We start from the raw sequence: 14,463 nt of genomic DNA, 5'->3' as shown, positions 1-14,463 counted from the left end.
TCGGTACGGATGAGAGCACCACACTCACATCGTCCATCCGACAACCCACCTCAGAGGAGGACACATGTCGACCGTACCGACCCGGCCACCGCGCGGCGGAACCCGACCGGCGAAGGGCCCCCGGCGATGACCACCGCCCTGTTCGTCGCCACGATCATCTGCATCGTGGCCAATGCCGGTATCGCCATCGCCGACTTCGCCCGGGCCGAGTTCGTGCTGGCCAATTCGGCCGAGGTCCACGTCCCACCTCGGTTCCTGCCCCACCTCGCGACACTCAAGGCCGCCGGAGCAGCAGGGCTCGTCCTCGGGTTGACGATCGAACCCTGGATCGGCGTCGCCGCCGGAACCGGGCTCACTCTGTTCTTCGTCGGCGCGGTCATCGCCCATGTGCGGGCCCGCGTCTTCTACAACATCGCGTTCCCGGGCGCCTTCCTGCTCCTCGGCGTGGCGGCTACGGTCTACATGATCCGACTGACCACAGGCGCGTGACCCGTCACCGGCGTCGACCGCCTCAGCCCATCAACACCGACGCCGACGGGTGGCTTTCGGCGAATCCGTTGGGAAGCGGCGCGATGAAGACGTTCTCGGTGCGGGTGCGGGTGATCCGCCACCGGCCCTCATCCCTCCGGAAGGCGTTGTTCAGCCGGCTCGACCGCAGCAGGGCCGAGCCGTCGCCGAACAACCACGGCTGCATGTGAATCCACTGCCCTTCGGCCTCGTCGCCGTCGACGTGGATCTGCTCCGACGTCAGGTAGTGCGCGTTGAGGAGCAGTGCCGGGTCCCGCTTCTCGCTCCAGAAGCGCTGGAAGTGTTCGCGGATGGCCTGTTTGCCCTCCGCACGCCCGAACTGTCCGTCGTAGTACTCGCCGACGCCCTCCCACACCGCGTCGTCGGTGTAGAGGTCCAGGATGCGCTCGATGCGCTCGGCGTCATCCGCGAGACCGGGTTCGGGACACGGGGTGTCACAGAGGAACATGTATCGAGCCTGGATTCGTCGGATCTCGGCTTCGGCCTCCAGGGTCTCGACCCGCGCGACGAGCGCCGAGATCCTGGCATCGTCGTCGCTCATCGGCCAAGCACCTCGACCACCGCACGCGCCTCCGAGATCCAGGCCTCGACCTCAGAGCCGTTCACGCCCAGCGGCAACTGCGACAACCGGAGCGTCATCGAGTATCCGCCGCGTGCGTCCCGGATCGGCAGGACGACGGAACCGACGTCATAGGTCTGATCGGGTCGCACCTCGCGGAGGCGATAGTCCACGGCCGACTTCCCGATGGACTCGCAGATCTCGCGTTCCTGCGAAGGCGTCAACCGCCCTCGCTCATAGGATTTCGTCGCCTCTCGCATCTCCTCGTACGCAGTCGATGAGGCATCGGGCAGAAAGGACACCAGGTAACCGTGCCGCCGCACGAAGTCGAGACGGTCGCGATGTACCTGTCGCACATCATCGTCGGCATGCCGGAGCTTCGCCAGCCACCGCTCCCGGGTCTCGTCGTCCTGGTCGAACACGTACGTGTCCCCGATGGGCGGCACCATCGGGATGCGGTACGCGAGGCCTTCCTCACGGTCGACGCCCGGCGCGGTGGCCGACAACACGACGGCCATCTCGTCGCGGCTGACCGCGGTGAGGACCGACACCTCGCAGCCGACGGACGTCGCCAATGCCTCCACCTGCGGGCGCGCCGCGTGCGCGGCGTGGATCGTCGGCAGGATCTCGTGGTCCATTCGGGCCATCAGCGACGTCGACACGAAGCTGCCGTAACCACCCTGGAAGAAGATCAGCGGCGACACCGGGTTGGTCACGGCCAGATCCCGCACCTCACAGAGCGTTATCCAGTGATCGCCTGCTTCGACGACGTTGCTGATGCGGGTGTCGATCCAGGCCACCGAATCCGCGAGAACCGGATCGCCCGACGGCGAAGGGAACCAGTCGATGCCCGCGAGCTTGTCCTCCCAACGCTGCGCGATGGTGAGGACGACGTCCTCCTGTTCACCGCCGAGGATGTTGATGCACAACGACTCGCAGGCCCGCATCTTCTCGAAGGTGCGCGAGGTCTTCATCGGCATGAAGGACACCAACGGCGGGTCCATCGACACCGAACTGAAAGTCCCGACGACCATGGCCAGCACGGAGCCGTCGTCACCGCGTCCCGTCACCACGACCACGCCGGTGGGATAGTGCCCCATCACATTTCGGAAGAAGCCTGGGTCGATGGCACTGATCACGTTGTCGGACATGTCTTCTCCTGGGATCGAATCGTCGCGGTGGTCGGGCACTCAGGCGGACCGGGCCTCGACCGGCTCCTGGACGTAACGCTTCTGCAGAATGGCACCGAGTCGCTCCGGTCGGAGGAAGGCGATGCACAGTGCGCCGCCGACCAGCAGGACGATGCCGGTGATCGTGAACGCCTGGTGCACGCCGGCCGCCATGTTGTCGGCCATCTCCGCGCTGGGCTTCTCACCCTTCGGCGGCGACACATACCCCGCGTCGGTCATGAGCCAGCCGACCAGGATCGGCGAAATGACCGCGCCGAACGACGCCACGCCGCCGAGGGTGGCCATGAGGATCGGTCGCTGCCGAGCGCCGACCGCATAACCGATCGCGGTGGCGGTCATCGGGAACGCCAGGCTGCATCCACCGGCGAGGCACAGCAGCGCGACCGCCGTGACCCCCGACGACGCCTGGATGGCGATGAAGCACAACCCGGCCAGGACCGCGGCGCAGCCGAACGGGACGGCGATCGCCCGATGTGCCGAACTCCCCCGGTGCAGCATCCGGTGCCCGAGCGCACCCAGTCCGAGCAGGACGAGCGCGCCGACCACCCACGGCACGGTGGTCACCGCACCGACCTCACCGAGCGACAGCCCGACCACGGTGCCCAGGTACTGGGGCAGCCAGGTCGTCAGGAAGCCCTGCACCCAGAAGTTCGACGCCCCGCCGATCACGGCGGAGATGAACGCCAGGCTCAGCAGCGCACGCCAGATCTTGACCGGCTTCTGCTCGTCGACCGCGGAGGTCGCGACCTCCTTCGCATCGGCAGCGGTCTCGTCGGTGTCGAGTGCCGGCTCGTCCGGCGACGAGGCCTTCTTGGGACGGTAGGGACCGTCCGCGCCGATCGCCCACCAGGCGATCACCCACACCAGGCCGATGATGCCGAGAACACCGAACGCCCAGCGCCAACCCCACACGGCGATGACCCAGGCCAGCAGCGGCGCCGCGAAGACAGGTCCCAGCGTGGAGCCGGCGGCGATCAGGTTCGACGGCAGCGCACGACGGGTGGGCGAGAACCAGGTGTGCGCGGAGGTGAGCGACATGGCGGTCGCGGGCCCCTCGGCGCCGCCGAGGATGATCCGCGTCACCAGCAGGATGGCGGCGCCGCCGCCGAGCAGCATCGGGAATTGCAGCACCGCCCAGGTGACGCCCATCGCGAACAGGATCCACTTCACCGAGATCTTCGACGCCAGGAACCCGGTGACGACCGAGACGATCGCGTACAGGAAGAAGAAGGCACTGCCGATGAATCCGAATTCGGTTGCGGTCAAGCCGAGTTCGGGCATCGCGTCGGCCGAGACCAGGCCGAGCACCGCCTTGTCGGCGAAGGCGATGATCTGGAACAACACGAGCATGCTGGTGACGATCCAGGCCCGTCTCGACATGCGGCCGAAGTCGATTCGTCGATCGGGGGCGGTCGGCGACGACGGCGTCGTCACCGCGGGTTCTCTGAGGCTCATTGGGTTTCCTTGGACTGGCAGGGTGCGAAGACGCCGGGCTGTCGGGGGCTGGCAACGACGTTATGGCCACCCGTCCCTACGGGGATACGAGGGAAATCTTTACTGTCGCCGCGATGCGCGAGAGGGCAGACTGGTCCCAGCACATGAAGGAGGAACGGTGAGCTCGGCCTACTGGAAACAGCCCATCAGTGAGCAGGCGACCGCGGTCCACGAGAAGGTGGTGTCGGCGGAGATTCTCGCGGAACAGGTCCGTGAGGAGATCGTCGGCACCGACACCGATCTGCGCGCGTGGGTCGAGCTGTCCCCGGCCGTCGTCGACGAGGCACGCCGGCAGGATGGGATACCGGGTCGTCGGCCCCTGCGAGGCGTCTCGCTCGGGGTCAAGGACCTCATCGACGTCGAGGGTCTGCCGACCCGTGCCGGTTCACCCGTCACGTCGTCGTCGCCGGCAGCGTCGGATGCGCCCTGTGTCAGTCGTTTTCGCGATCTGGGCGCGGTGATCCAGGGCAAGACGGTCACGACCGAATTCGGCTACTTCTCGCCCGGCCCGACACGCAATCCGCACGACCTCGAGCACACGCCGGGCGGATCCTCGAGCGGGTCGGCGGCCGCCGTCGGCGCGGGCGTCATCCCGGTGGCGTTGGGTACGCAGACCGCCGGCTCGTTGACCCGGCCGGCCGCCTACTGCGGCGCCGCGGGCATGGTCCTTGCGCACGGCTCGACGGATCTGTCCGGCGTCAGCGGACTCTCGGAGTCGCTGGACTCGCTGGGCATCCTCACCCGCGACGTCGCCGATCTGCAGTACGTGTACACCGCCTTCACCGGCCGCTCGCCGATCGTTCCCGGTCGCTCCACCGTCCGGACCGTGGTGGTGTGGGGCGGCAGCGACCTGCACCCGATCGACCCGGCGATGGCGGACCTCGTCAACCGGCTGCCGGACCTGCTCGAGCGGGCCGACGTCGAGACCCGCGCACTCGAATACGACGATCATGTCCGCACCCTGGCCGACGACCACGTGACCGTCATGTCCCATGAGGCGGCCGAGACGCTGGACGATGTCGTCCGGGACCATGCGGCCGCGCTCAGCCCCGCGCTGCTCGACCTCGTCGACGCCGGCCGCGCGGTCCGGCCCGACGACCACGCCGCCGCCCTCATCCGCCGCGACCGCTCCCGGGATCTGCTGGCCGAGACGCTGGGCGATCACACAGTAATCGTCGGTCCCGCCGCACCCGGACCGGCACCGAGCGGCCTCGCCGCGACCGGGTCGCCGGTCCTCAGCCGACCGTGGCAGCTGCTCGGCTGCCCGGTTGTCGTCGTCCCCGGGGCGACCACGGACTCCGGGATGCCCCTCGGACTACAGGTGATCGGTTTGCCGGGGCGGGAGTCGGCCCTGTTCGAGGTCGCCGCGGTGCTCGAGAACGAGCTCCGGTCCCATCCGGTCGTCCCGGCCTGAATCCGGCTGCGAGAGAGAAGATCCGTATGACAGTCAAACCCCGTCCCGAGACGCACCACCGGATGTTCCTCACGTGCTACGAGGACACCTTCAACTACGGCTGGCACCACGTCGACCTGTTCGTGCACGACGAGTACGGCCGGGAGGTCAACTGGGTGCACTGGACCGTCGAGGCCGACGGCCCGGAGGCGGCCGACGAGTCGGTCCGGCGCGAGGAACCCTGGCTCAACCGGACCTCGGAGTGGCGCCACCAGGTGAGCGCCGTCGGGATGAACTACTGGACGGCCGACGCGGCGTGGACGTGACCGCATCGGATGCGACCGCGACGGTGTACGTCGTCGACGACGACCCGGAACTCTGCGAATCGGTCGACTGGCTGCTCGGCAGCATCGGGATCTCGCCGCGGATCTGCCACAGCGCCGACGACTTCCTCGCGCAGTACTCCGGGGACACCCCCGCGTGCATCGTGCTCGACGTCCGCATGCCGACGATGAGCGGCCCGCGGCTGCAGGAGAAGCTCAACGAGTTCGCACCGCACGTCGCCATCATCTTCGTCTCCGCGCACGGCGACATCCGGATGTCGGTGTCCACCCTGCAGGCCGGCGCGATGGACTTCCTGGAGAAGCCCTACGACCCGCAGCGGCTGCTCGACGCCGTCCAGGCGGGGATGGAGAAGGCGGTCGAGCGCTTCCGCACCCACGCGCAGAAGCGGTGGGTGGAATCGAAGGTCGCGCTGTTGACCCCGCGGGAACGCGAGATCCTCGCGCTGGTCGTCGAAGGTCTGCCCAGCCAGAACATCGCCCGCCGCCTCGACATGAGCGTCAAGACGGTGGACGTGCACCGTGCCCGGATCAAGAGCAAGACCGACGCCGACAGCATCAGCACGCTGGTCCGGGACATCCTGCGGTTCGACGTCGAGGTGCCGACCAACCCCTAGGGCAACGGCGTAGGGGTGGCCGGCGCGCTCGGGTCAGTAATAATCGAGCACGATCTTCTCGCCGGTGGTCCGCGAGACGCAGACCGCCATCACCTCTCCGGACTCTCGCTCGGCCTTGGTCAGCACGTTGTCGCGGTGCTCGGGCTCACCGGAGAGGACCTGCATGATGCAGGTACCGCAGATGCCCTCCTGACACGAGGTGTCGACGTCGCAGCCGTTCTCCTCGAGGACCTCGACGATGCTCCGGTCGGCCGGGACGTGATAGGTCTCGCCGTCGAGTTCGACGTCGAAGGACGTGTTCTCCGACGCATCCGGCTGATCGGTGGCGTGGAAGTTCTCGAAGTGGACCGCGTCGGCCGGGATGAACTGTTCCGCCAGTTCGCGGACCTTGGTCATGAACCCGTCCGGGCCGCAGACATAGACATGCGAGCCCTGCGGCGCCGATTCCAGCGCGGCGGTCAGGATCGGTCCGTGGGCCTCACGACCGACGCCGACATGCGCGTGCAGCTTGTCCGGGCAACGCTCCCGCAGCAGCGGCAGGAACGCCGCGTCATCGACCGTCCGGGCGAAGTAGTGCAGCTCGAAGCTGATGTCGTGCACATCCATGTACCGGGCCATGCTCAACATCGGGGTGATGCCGATGCCGGCGGCGACCAGGACGTGATGCGTTGCCGTGGAATCGATCCCGAGCAGGTTCCGTGGCCCGCTGATCTGCAGCCGGTCGCCGACGCGCAGTTCGTGCAGTGCGGCCGAACCACCTCGGGACTGATCCTCGCGCTTGACGGCCACGGCGAACGACTCCCGGCCGTCGGGACGGCTGCAGAGCGAGTACTGGCGGGTGATGGCGGTCGGACCGACGACGTCGATGTGCGCACCCGGCGTGTACTCCCCCATCGTCGAGCCGTCCGGCTTCGACAGGTAGAACGTCTTGATGCTCGGGGTCTCCTGGACGATGGCGGAGACGACGACGTCGGTGAGGGCCATGGGAGTGCTCCTGGTGGTGACAGTGGGTTCGGCGGTGCGGTCAGCGGACGAAGAGCCCGCCGTTGACGTCCCAGCACGCGCCGGTGACGAAGAAGGCGTTCTCGGCGGTCAGCAGGCCGACCATGTCCCCGATGAAGTCGGGGCTGCCCAGCTTCCCGACGGGGATGCCGGCGATCACGGCGCCGAGTTTCTCCGGCGGCACGGTCGCCTTCACGACGGGCAGGTCGTGCGGCCCGGGCGCGATCGCGTTGACCGTGACACCCTTGGCCGCAAGCTCTTTGGCGAAGATCTTGGTGACCGTCAGGATCGCGCCCTTGGACGTGGCATAGTGCGCGCCGGTGGCGGTGCCGCCGTTCTGACCGGCCAGCGAGGCCATGTTGACGATGCGGCCGTAGCCCTCCTCGGCCATCGCGGCACCGAAGACCTGGCAGCCGAAGAAGATGCTGTTGACGTTCGTGTTCAGCACCCGGTTGAAATCCGGCTCGTCCAACGTCATCAGATCGGCGGCCTGGGTGAGTGCGGCGTTGTTGACCACGATCGTCGGTGTGCCCCACACCGACTGCACGTGCGCGAGGGCGTCGACGAAGTTCTGGCGGTGCGCGACGTCGAGGACTGCCGCCTGCGCGGTCGACCCGTCGGGCGAGAGTTCCTCGGCGATCCGCTGCGCCGCGTCGAGTGCGATGTCGGTGAGCAGGACGCGATGACCGTCCCGGTGCAACCGCCGGGCGATGAACGAACCCATTCCGCCGGCGGCTCCGGTGACGACCGCTATCCCCTTGGTGGTCGAGCTCATGTCCACTACCGCCCTCACACCAGGTATCCCGAGGCGCTGACCGCGTCCTCGCTGTCGATGAGGCGGGCCACCTTCAGGCTGATCCGGTCGGTCCCGTCGGGTCCGAGCTCGATGGTGTGGGTGAGCTCGGCGCCGATCGTCGAGAAGGTGTCGCGCTTGAACGCGTTGAGGATCTGCGCCGAGCGCAGGAAGACGGTGTCGTCGCTGACATCGGACACCGTGAAGCGGGAGACGATCCGGACCGTCCGGGCCGCCGCCACAGCCGACGGCGCATATCCCTGCATCATCCGCTCGACGCGCAACCGGCGCATCCGCTGGTCGTCGTACACCATGTTCAGCGACGAGTCGAAGTCGTCGGTGTCGGGATCGATCGGGATGACGTAGTGCGCGTCGTCGGTGTAGAGGGCCTCCCACGCCGGATAGTCCTTGGCGTCGAGGAGTTCGGCTTCCTTCCAGACGAGCGCGATCGCGCGCAGGACCCGCGGGTCGTTGAAGGTGTGCAGCTCAGTCATCGCTCATCATCCTCTTCCACATGCCGTAGGACTCGCGCATCCCGGTCTCGTCGGTGACATGCGAAGTGGGCCAACCCTCTTCGGTCGTGTACTCGCGGTTCTCCCCGCGGTTGACCAGGATCGGCATGTTCGGGTTGCCGCCGGCACCGATCTGCACGCGATCCCACCCCTCCGCGTCGTCCGGGCTACCGAACCCGAAGGGACCCTGGAAGTGCTCGTGGATGCGCAGGCGTTCGCGGTTGATGCTCTCCGGTCCGCCGTCCATGCCGATCGCCATGTGCCACACCTCGGTGACGTCCACACTGATCGGGATGAGGACCCGGAAGAACGACGACGACATCGCGATGTTCGGGAACATGTTGAGGTTGAACCCACAGCCGTGCATCGAGCGCATGTAGCGACGGATGCGTTCGGGACTCTCCCCCGCCTCGGCGAGTTCGTCGACGAGATGCTGGAACCGCGGCTGGATCTCCTCGCTACCGTCGTCGATGTCGAGGTCGGCGTGCGCCGCCGCCATGATCGCGACGCTGTGCCCGTTGCCGAGCGCGTGTGTCTCGGCGGCCGGATCGTCCATGAACGACATCATGTTCGCGGTCTCGGCGTCGACGGAGGCCATCCACGACTTGTGCACCATCGGGAAGTGGTAGCCGTCGGTGGTGTTCTCGAGCTGGATCTTCCAGTTGCCCTTGAACCGGAACTTGTGGCTGCCGAGGACCTTGGTGGGAAATCCGTTGGACTGCTTGAGGAAACGCTCCATCCAGATCTTGGCGTCACCGAGATGATCCTCGAGCGGCTCGATGTCGGGGTTGAACGTCGCGAAGATCATGCCGAGATAGCTCTCGGTGCGCAGCTTCTGCAGGGGGAAGTCGTTCTTCTCGACGACGCCCTCGTAACCGTCCGGGTACGGGATGCCGCGCAGTCGACCGTCCAGGGTGTAGGACCAGTTGTGGTACGGGCAGGTGAACCCGTTGGCCTTGCCGCTGCGCTTATCGCACACCGTCGCGCCGCGATGCCGGCACCGGTTGAGCAGGGTGTTGAAGTTGCCCTTTCGATCCCGGGTCACGATGACCGGTTGATCCCCGACCTGGGTGGTCTTGAACGAGCCCGCCTCGGGGACCTCGCTCTCGTGCGCGACCCACACCCAGGTGCGGTAGAAGATCTTGCGCATCTCCTCGGCGAAGATCTCGGGATCGGTGTACAGCTGACCGGCGACGCGGTCCTTCTCGGCGAGGTCCGCGAAGCCGCGGGTCGGCCGCTCGATGGTGGTCATCGATGTTCCTTCGTGTGTCGACCGCGCCGGGGCGCGGAGAGGGGCTGTCGGTGCGCGAGAGTTCAGGAGGCGGTGCTCATGAGGGGACGTCGTCGCGGATCGTGAGGGCTCGGCCCATCCGCGCCTCGACCTTGAAGTACTTCCAGAGCGCATACTCGCCGACCATGATGGTGCGCAACAGATTGCAGGCCGCCCGGACGGTCGGCTGATCGCGCACGTCGGCGAGGACGTAGAACGTCCACGGCCAGCCGTCGGACGGGCCGACCATGTGGGCGTCGTCGTCGAAGGTCCCGATGATCTCGACACCGTCGAGGTTCTTCAGACTCGTGAGGAACTCCATCGTGGCCTCCCACACCGGACCGATGTCGGCCTTGGGCAGGTCGAAGAAATTCTGGTTGTTCCCCACGCAGAACAGCGTGCGCAACGGTTCGTCGGTCATGGGCGGTGCACTCCTCGCGGTCGAGATGTCGGGTGGCGTGATGTCGGACTGATGTGTGGATGTCAGGGGAAGCTCGGGATGCCGGCCTCGAGGCCGAGCAGAAGGGCACCGGCGGCCTCGTAGGTGTTCGTCTGCAGCATCGCGTGTTGCGCCGGCACCAGGGCGTCCTGCAGGTATCGCTGCAGCGGATGGGTCTCGTAGATGGCTCCCGTTCCGGCGAGGTCGAAGACCTGCAGCACGACGCTGCGGCCGACATGCGCGGCATGGGTGGCACTCAACCGCACCAGAGCCTGATCGTCGGTCGAGATGTGCTGTCCGGAAACCGCTTTGGACCACACCTCGTCCGTGCTCTCGTAGAAGAACGCGCGCGCCGACCGCAGTTCGGCTTCGGCGACGGCGAGTCCGCTCTTGTACGCGGGCCGGTTGCCCTTGCTGGTACCGCCGGTGATCGAGGTCCGCGCCGCGCCGACCTCGACGGCGTAGTCGAGGGCGCCGCGGGCGGCACCGAGGGTCACCACGGCCAGCACCTGGGCGGCGTAGGCCAGCGCCGGGTAGCGGGTCAGCGGTTCGTCGATCTGCGGGGCACCGCCGCGCACGAAGGTCATCTCCTCGGGCACGAAGACACGGTCGGCGCGGATGGCATGCGATCCGGTCGCCTTCATCCCGGCGACGTCCCAGTTGTCGACGATCTCGACCTCGGCCGGATCGACCAGCGCCGTCAGCGGTTTGCCGCCGGTCTCGGGTCCGCCGGCCAGACCGATCCCCAGGAGGTCGGCGCCACGGCACCCGCTCGCGAACTGCCAGACGCCGGTGCACAGATAGCCGCCGTCGACCTTCTGGGCTTCCTGCATCGGGAACAGACCGCCCGCATAGGCGATGTCGGGTCCGTGCGCGTAGATCTTCCGTTGTGTCTCGGCCGGCAGTGCGGCGAAGTACACCAGCGACGACCCGAAGCTGGACACCCACCCGGTGGCCGGGTCGACGGCGGAGATGCGTTCGACCAGCGACATGAAGTCCGACGGAGCCATCGGCTCACCGCCGAACGCAACCGGCGTCGACGCCCGGTACATGCCGGCCCGCTTCAGCAGGGCGATGTAGTCGGCGGGAACGTAACGCTGCGAGTTGAACTCCTCCCGGCGATCGCGGAGCACGTCGAGCGCGTGGTCGAACGCGGCATCGCGCGCCGCCCCCGCCGGTTCCGCACACACCCGTTCGGTCAGGCTCTCCGCGGTCATCATTGTCTCCGTTCGGAATCGACTCTCGATCTCGAGATCAACACTATGGACGCGGAGTCGGGCGCGGTATTGGGAGTTCCCGCGTCGCGGGTAAGCAATTCCTTACTTGCTTGTCTTCACCCGCATGGCATCGTGGCGGGGGCGAAGGTCGGCTGGGATGAATCCTGGACATGGACGAAGGTGAGGTGATGGCGATGTTCCCCGCTCGTCGGGACTTCGAGCAGATGATCCTCAACACCGGCACCGGCATCCTCATCCACGAGGCGGGCTCGAAGAACATCCTGTGGGCGAACCCGGCCGCCTGCCGCATGTTCAGGTTCACCCTCGAGGAGCTGAAGCCCCTGAAGGCGCATCACATGAGCGCCCAGGAACGCCAGTACCGGCGTGAGGTCGGTGTGGCCTGGCTCCAGTCGGCGGTCGTGCACGGCTGAAGTCGCAAACAGTGGAAATATCGCGCGAAGGACGGCACCGAGTTCCTCACCGATGCACGCGCGACACTCGTGCGCTGCGAGGACGGACCGGTCGTGATGGTCGAGTTCCGCAACATCGCCGACGAGGTGGAGTTGCAGGAAGAGCTCACCTGGGTTTCGGACTCGTTGCAGCGCATCATGACCCACACGTCGGCCGGCATCGTCGTGCTCGACGACGACAACTGCATCGACGACATCTCACCGCTGGCCGCGAAGCTGTTCGGCCGTACCCCCGCCGAACTGTCAGGGGTCCACCTGGAAGACCTCGGACGGTGCGAGCCGCGACTCACCAGTGATCCCGTCGTCGAACGTCTGACGGACGGTGCGGGTTCGGTGGAGATCCAGCAGGAGATCATCAAAGACGACGGCAGCACCGTGTGGCTGGCCGGCGAACTCGAGATCGTCGCCCACGACGGCATCTCCTCGCGGGTCCTGACCGTGCGCGACGTGACCGACCGCGTCGAGTGGGAACGCCGCAACGCCTACCAGGAGGCCAATCTCCAATATCTGAGCCGCTACCACGCGATGGGTGACATGGCGATGATCCTGGCCCACGAGCTCGGGCAGCCGCTCGCGGCGTCGACGAACTACCTGAGCGGACTCAAGGCCCGCGTCTCCGCCGAGACCGTCGACGCCCGCAGCCTCGCCTACGGCATCGACCAGATCGAGAAGCAACTCCATCGCGCCGCCGACATCGTGGCGTCGGTCCGCCGCTACGTCCGACGCATCGAGAGCACCACGACGCTGATGGATCTCAACGAGACCGTCGAGGAGAGCCTGTATTTCGTGCGGCTGCGCGCCGCCGAGCAGGGCGTGCGCGTGTATGCCGAGATCCCCGACCGTGACCTTCCGGTGCAGGGCGAGAACGTGCTCATCGGTCAGGTCATCATCAACCTCTGCGTCAACGCACTCGACGAGATCGTCCGGCCGACGACCGAGGTCAAGGAACTGACGATCCAGACCGGTGAAGCCGACGGACTGGCCTCGGTGTGGATCCGCGATCAGGGACGCGGCATGACCGGCGGCGTACCGGCGGACCGCCTCGCGTCCGGGGCGTTCTCGTCCAAGCAGGACGGTTCGGGAATCGGGCTGATCATCTCCGAGCACATCGTCGAACGCCACGGTGAGACCATCCGATACCTGCCGAACGAACCGTCGGGCACCACCGTCCAGGTGACGCTCCCCCTCGCGACGATCGCCGAGGACGGCGCTGGCCACTCCCCGGCTCCCGCGTCGCCGTTTCCGTCCCGCTGATTGAATCCAATCAGCGGGACGGAAACGAGGCCGCGCGAATTTGTCCCGGCTAGGCGTTCGCGTTGGCGAACGAGTCCAGGCTGCTCGTGGCGTCGATGTACTCGGTCACCCACCGCTCGATCACCGCGGAGGTCTTCTCGACCTTGCGGAACTGCCCGACCACCTGCCCGACCGGGTTGAAGGCGACGTCGATGCTCTCGTCGGGGTACTTGTGCGTCGCGGCCACCGCCATCCCGGAGACCATGTACTGCAACGGCATCCCCAGCGGATCGGGATTGTTCGGGTCCTCCCATGCCTCGGTCCAGTCGTTGCGCAGCATGCGGCACGGCTTGCCGGTGAACGATCGGCTCCGCACGGTGTCCCGGCTGGAGGCGTCGATGTAGGTCTGCTGCTGGACCGGGGTGTTCTCGGCCTCCTCGACCATCAGCCACTGGGATCCGGTCCAGGCGCCTTGCGCGCCCAGGGCCAGCGCGGCCGCGATCTGTTCACCGCTGCCGATGCCACCGGCGGCCAGAACCGGCACCGGCGCAACCTCTTTGACGACCTGCGGCCACAGCACGATGGAACCCACCTCGCCGCAGTGACCGCCGCCTTCGCCGCCCTGCGCGATGATGATGTCGACACCCGCATCGGCGTGCTTGCGGGCCTGCTTGGGCGATCCGCACAGCGCGGCCACCTTGCGACCGGCGGACTGGATCTTCTCGATCATGTCGGCGGGCGGAGTCCCGAGGGCGTTCGCGATCAGGGTGACCTTGGGGTGCTGGAGCGCGATCTCGACCTGCGGCGTGGCAGTGGCCTCGGTCCAACCGAGAAGCTGCAGGGAGTTGTCACTGTCCTCGTTGAGCGGCACGCCGTGGTCACGCAGGAGCTTGCGCCCGAAGTCGAGGGTCTCCGCCGGCACCATCGACTGCAACATCTTGGTGAGTTCCTCGCCCGACATGTTCGAGTTCATGCCCTCGTACTTGTTCGGGATGACGATGTCGACGCCGTAGGGACGGTCGCCGATGTGCTCGTCGATCCAGTTGAGCTCGATCTCGAGCTCCTCGGGGGTGAAGCCAACCGCGCCGAGCACTCCGAAACCGCCCGCCTTGCTCACCGCGACCACCACGTCCCGGCAGTGGGTGAACGCGAAGATCGGGAACTCGATACCGAGCTCGTCGCAGATCGGGGTGTGCATGGAGGACTCCTCGCCCAGTCGGACCGTCAGAATTAGAACGTGTTCTACTCTGAATACCAGGCGAGGGGATCACGGACAAGTGATCGGAGGACTCCGGCGGTTCCCGGCGCCGGGAGCGAAGCGAGCGGGCCGAATCAACCCGGCGCCGGGAGCGAAGCGAGCGGGCCGAATCAACCCGGCGCCGGGAGCGAAGCGAGCGGGCCGAGT

General features: G+C 67.1%; 14 protein-coding genes and 1 pseudogene. 5 read left to right on the top strand and 10 right to left on the bottom strand.

Features of this window, described 5'->3' with window-relative positions; all coding sequences use genetic code 11:
* Nucleotides 1–126: 126 nt before the first annotated feature.
* Nucleotides 127–489, top strand: coding sequence for a DoxX family protein (locus LEL84_RS24100; protein WP_226512958.1), 363 nt, complete (start codon nt 127–129; stop codon nt 487–489).
* Between the two features lie 22 nt (nt 490–511).
* Here the strand turns inward: LEL84_RS24100 and LEL84_RS24095 are convergent, their stop codons facing one another.
* Genes LEL84_RS24095 through LEL84_RS24085 form a run of 3 tightly spaced genes read right to left on the bottom strand, consistent with a single transcriptional unit; the run spans nt 512 to nt 3,732 of the window.
* Nucleotides 512–1,069, bottom strand: coding sequence for a nuclear transport factor 2 family protein (locus LEL84_RS24095; RefSeq protein WP_226512957.1), 558 nt, complete (start codon nt 1,067–1,069; stop codon nt 512–514).
* Nucleotides 1,066–2,238 carry a flavin reductase family protein gene (locus LEL84_RS24090; RefSeq protein ID WP_226512956.1) on the bottom strand — a complete coding sequence of 391 codons (1,173 nt, stop codon included), beginning with the start codon at nt 2,236–2,238 and terminating at the stop codon, nt 1,066–1,068. Before LEL84_RS24090 ends, LEL84_RS24095 begins: the two co-directional genes overlap by 4 nt.
* A gap of 39 nt (nt 2,239–2,277) precedes the next feature.
* Complete coding sequence (locus tag LEL84_RS24085) at nt 2,278–3,732, bottom strand: MFS transporter (RefSeq protein ID WP_226512955.1); 1,455 nt, start codon at nt 3,730–3,732, stop codon at nt 2,278–2,280.
* Between the two features lie 157 nt (nt 3,733–3,889).
* Between LEL84_RS24085 and LEL84_RS24080 the strand changes: the two genes are divergently transcribed.
* Genes LEL84_RS24080 through LEL84_RS24070 form a run of 3 tightly spaced genes read left to right on the top strand, consistent with a single transcriptional unit; the run spans nt 3,890 to nt 6,122 of the window.
* Complete coding sequence (locus LEL84_RS24080) at nt 3,890–5,185, top strand: amidase (protein WP_226512954.1); 1,296 nt, start codon at nt 3,890–3,892, stop codon at nt 5,183–5,185.
* 26 nt (nt 5,186–5,211) lie between these two features.
* On the top strand, nt 5,212–5,490 hold the full coding sequence (locus tag LEL84_RS24075; RefSeq protein WP_058250617.1) for a hypothetical protein: 279 nt from the start codon (nt 5,212–5,214) through the stop codon (nt 5,488–5,490).
* The gene (locus tag LEL84_RS24070; protein WP_390271985.1) at nt 5,487–6,122 is read left to right on the top strand and encodes a response regulator transcription factor; all 636 of its coding nucleotides are present in this window, start codon (nt 5,487–5,489) and stop codon (nt 6,120–6,122) included. The genes LEL84_RS24075 and LEL84_RS24070 overlap by 4 nt, the downstream gene beginning before the upstream one ends.
* Nucleotides 6,123–6,155: 33 nt before the next feature.
* Here the strand turns inward: LEL84_RS24070 and LEL84_RS24065 are convergent, their stop codons facing one another.
* The 6 genes from LEL84_RS24065 to LEL84_RS24040 all read right to left on the bottom strand — a co-directional run bounded on the left by LEL84_RS24065 (nt 6,156) and on the right by LEL84_RS24040 (nt 11,358).
* The gene (locus tag LEL84_RS24065; protein ID WP_226512953.1) at nt 6,156–7,106 is read right to left on the bottom strand and encodes a PDR/VanB family oxidoreductase; all 951 of its coding nucleotides are present in this window, start codon (nt 7,104–7,106) and stop codon (nt 6,156–6,158) included.
* Between the two features lie 40 nt (nt 7,107–7,146).
* Nucleotides 7,147–7,899, bottom strand: coding sequence for an SDR family NAD(P)-dependent oxidoreductase (locus tag LEL84_RS24060; RefSeq protein WP_226512952.1), 753 nt, complete (start codon nt 7,897–7,899; stop codon nt 7,147–7,149).
* 14 nt (nt 7,900–7,913) lie between these two features.
* Nucleotides 7,914–8,411: an aromatic-ring-hydroxylating dioxygenase subunit beta gene (locus LEL84_RS24055; protein ID WP_226512951.1), complete on the bottom strand. Its 498-nt coding sequence runs from the start codon at nt 8,409–8,411 to the stop codon at nt 7,914–7,916.
* Nucleotides 8,404–9,681 carry an aromatic ring-hydroxylating oxygenase subunit alpha gene (locus LEL84_RS24050; protein ID WP_226512950.1) on the bottom strand — a complete coding sequence of 426 codons (1,278 nt, stop codon included), beginning with the start codon at nt 9,679–9,681 and terminating at the stop codon, nt 8,404–8,406. The genes LEL84_RS24055 and LEL84_RS24050 overlap by 8 nt, the downstream gene beginning before the upstream one ends.
* Nucleotides 9,682–9,757: 76 nt before the next feature.
* Complete coding sequence (locus LEL84_RS24045; RefSeq protein ID WP_226512949.1) at nt 9,758–10,120, bottom strand: hypothetical protein; 363 nt, start codon at nt 10,118–10,120, stop codon at nt 9,758–9,760.
* A gap of 62 nt (nt 10,121–10,182) precedes the next feature.
* Nucleotides 10,183–11,358 carry an acyl-CoA dehydrogenase family protein gene (locus LEL84_RS24040; RefSeq protein WP_226512948.1) on the bottom strand — a complete coding sequence of 392 codons (1,176 nt, stop codon included), beginning with the start codon at nt 11,356–11,358 and terminating at the stop codon, nt 10,183–10,185.
* A 191-nt stretch (nt 11,359–11,549) separates the two neighbouring features.
* Between LEL84_RS24040 and LEL84_RS24035 the strand changes: the two are divergent.
* Nucleotides 11,550–13,079: pseudogene (locus tag LEL84_RS24035) on the top strand (PAS domain S-box protein).
* Nucleotides 13,080–13,128: 49 nt separating this feature from the next.
* Here LEL84_RS24035 and LEL84_RS24030 read toward each other — a convergent pair.
* Nucleotides 13,129–14,256: a nitronate monooxygenase gene (locus LEL84_RS24030; RefSeq protein ID WP_226512947.1), complete on the bottom strand. Its 1,128-nt coding sequence runs from the start codon at nt 14,254–14,256 to the stop codon at nt 13,129–13,131.
* Nucleotides 14,257–14,463 lie beyond the last annotated feature (207 nt).

Source organism: Gordonia sp. WA4-43, assembly GCF_020520305.1.
GTDB classification, from domain to species: Bacteria; Actinomycetota; Actinomycetes; order Mycobacteriales; family Mycobacteriaceae; genus Gordonia; species Gordonia hongkongensis.
Note: the sequence above shows the minus strand (reverse complement) of the source record. Positions and strands in the feature narration are given on the sequence as shown.